Source organism: Planococcus sp. CAU13 (assembly GCF_000775575.1).
Lineage (GTDB): Bacteria > Bacillota > Bacilli > Bacillales_A > Planococcaceae > Planococcus.
Genome location: NZ_JRGN01000331.1, coordinates 1 through 2698, shown reverse-complemented (window position 1 = coordinate 2698; position 2698 = coordinate 1). Strand labels below are relative to the sequence as shown.

Here is a 2698-nt window from a genome sequence, read left to right as displayed (position 1 = left end):
TAAGGGCGAACTGTAAATTGGTATCTCGCGACCATAATAAGCGGGCAACAGAGGTGACACATTGTGTCACCTTTTTTGTTTAGGGGGAATCGATGAAGTTCTATAGACTGAAAGACGACTACATTACATACTTAAAAGGCATTGACAGCAATGTGGAAGATAATTATGGGGAGAAAAAGGCGTATATCGGCATCGTCCTGACCATCGGCCTACATAATTATTTCGCGCCGCTTTCTTCCCATAAACCGGCACATGACCGAAGAAAAAAGAACGATACCTTCTTCCGTGTGAAAGACCGGACGGATGAAACGAATAAGCTGGCCATCATCAAACTAAACAACATGGTACCGGCGTTGCCGACCGAAATCGAAGAGATGATCTTCAGTAATGAACGGCCGGATTATGCCCAGCTGCTGCAGAAGGAATATGAATACATCCTGTCCCATCAAGAGCAGATTACGAAGCAAGCGGCCCGCCTCTATGAACGGGTTGTGAAGAAAAAGCAATCTTTCTTCGTCGATCAGTGCCTGGATTTTGCAGCGTTGGAACAGGGATACCTGAATTACAATAAATCCTGATTCAATCACAGGCAGTGAGCGCCGTTACCGTTAATAACAAGCAAGACCGACCAGGTATCTCTGGCCGGTCTTTTTTTTTATGCCCAAAAAGACCTCGCCCAAGCAATGCGAGAGAATCTTACAGAAATGAAAAATAAATCCATATAGTTCTATAAACCTTAAGTCTTTCTATTCTATACGGTTTCTTGGAAGAAAAGATTCAGCTGAAAAGTTTTTAGAAATTATTTCAATAAACGCTAAACATTTTCTGAAGCCCTCCGATAAAGATAGTGTAAGGAAGTTCAAACGGATTTGAACACCCTTGCAAAAACAAAAAAACATTACACGGAGGTAATACACAATGATTATCAATCACAACATCACAGCTTTAAACACGCACCGTCAATTGGGCTCTGCTTCTAGCGCTCAAGCGAACAGCATGGAAAAGTTATCATCGGGTCTTCGCATCAACAGCGCGAAAGATGATGCAGCTGGTCTTTCGATTTCTGAGAAAATGCGTGGGCAGATTCGCGGTTTAGAACAAGCTTCTCGAAATGCTCAAGATGGGATTTCTATGATGCAAACTGCTGAAGGTGCATTAAATGAAACTCACGATATTCTGCAGCGTATGCGTGAACTTTCTAACCAAGCAGCTAACGGAACTGCAACAGATGCCGATCGTGCAGCTATGCAAGATGAGTTAAATAATTTAACGACTGAAATTAACCGTATTGGTAATACAACTGAGTTTAACACTCAGAAAGTATTAAACGGCGGAATTGGTTCAAATGATGGCGAAAAATTAACAAAAGCTACACAAGCAACTGTAACAGGAGTTGCAATTGCCGCTGCTACACCAGCAGGTGCAGGAGATATTACACCAGCTGCAGCATTAACTATTGCTGATGGAGCTAAAATAACGGTAGATGGAAAAACTTTTGATGTAGGTGACCATACAATTGGTACTGATTCGTCTACGGCTACTGACAACGCTAAAGAATTAGCGACAAAGTTAAATGAAATTACTTCAGGCGGGGTTAAGTTATCAGAATTGGTTGATATTAAAGTTAGTGCAGATAATGAACTTATATTCACAGCTAAATCTTCTGGCTCTACTAGTGAAGTGAAAATTTCGGGAACGGCGACTGGTCTAGGATTTGCTAATCCAACAAGTGCTACAGGAAAACCTTCTACAATTGAAAGAGCAGGTATTCAAGCGACCGATGCATTAGGTGCAGGTGCAGCAGATAATACTATTGTTGCGAATTCAACTTTTAAATTAACTGTAGGAAATGAAAGTGCAGTTGAAGTAACATTAAAAGAAGGTAAAACCTACGATACTGACAATACAGATAAAAATGTAGCGAAAGCAGCTATGAATGATTTAGTTAAAGATTTAAACGCTGCTTTACAAGAAGCTGGTATGTCAGACAAAGTTACTGCTTCATTATCTGCAGATAACAAAGTTCAATTTGTTTCCGAATCTGGTAAAGACATCTCCTTTACGGAAGGAACAAACGCTCCGCTTGCAGCTATTGGAGTAGATGGTACAGAGACTATTGGCAACATCCAGCAAGTAACAGGACCAGGAGCACAAGGTTCTGGATTCAATACAAAGTTCCAAATTGGTGCTAATACTGGCCAATCAATGTCTTTGAATATCAGTGATATGCGTTCAGCTGCATTAGGTATTACAGGAAATGCAGGACAATCTGGATTTACAGCTTCTACATCAGTGACTAACGGTACAAATGATATTAAAGCGGAGGCGGCTTTAAATATCTCAAATAAAGAAGATGCTTCTAAATCAATTGAAGTTATCGATAAAGCTATTGCTCTTGTATCATCTGAGCGCGGCAAGCTAGGTGCTATGCAAAACCGTTTAGATCATACAATCAATAACTTAGCAACATCTTCTGAAAACTTAACAGCAGCGGAATCACGCATCCGCGACGTTGATTATGCCGAAGCCGCGTAAGCGAGCAGAGGTACAGTCGTCCTAACTGGTAACGGTTAGCGATTACGATCGGGTGAATTGCTGGAAACCCCTTATAGCTTTTATTGCCACAACGCAGTTGGAAACGGCAGACGTGACGGTTCGAAAAAATAAAAGATTGGGCAATCAGCAGCCAAGCTCCTGT

At 41.3% G+C, this 2698-nt stretch carries 2 protein-coding genes; both read left to right on the top strand.

The features are described from left to right. Nucleotides 1-92: 92 nt before the first annotated feature. Nucleotides 93-578 carry a type III toxin-antitoxin system ToxN/AbiQ family toxin gene (locus KW93_RS17035; protein ID WP_052131661.1) on the top strand — a complete coding sequence of 162 codons (486 nt, stop codon included), beginning with the start codon at nucleotides 93-95 and terminating at the stop codon, nucleotides 576-578. A gap of 340 nt (nucleotides 579-918) precedes the next feature. After that, entirely contained in the window at nucleotides 919-2535 is a 1617-nt protein-coding gene (locus KW93_RS17950; RefSeq protein ID WP_033543955.1) for a flagellin N-terminal helical domain-containing protein, read from the top strand. Nucleotides 2536-2698: the final 163 nt, after the last annotated feature.

Coding starts and splice junctions, on each gene's coding strand:
- KW93_RS17035 (WP_052131661.1), top strand. CDS start 93: ATGAAGTTCTATAGACTGAAAGACGACTACATTACATACTTAAAAGGC.
- KW93_RS17950 (WP_033543955.1), top strand. CDS start 919: ATGATTATCAATCACAACATCACAGCTTTAAACACGCACCGTCAATTG.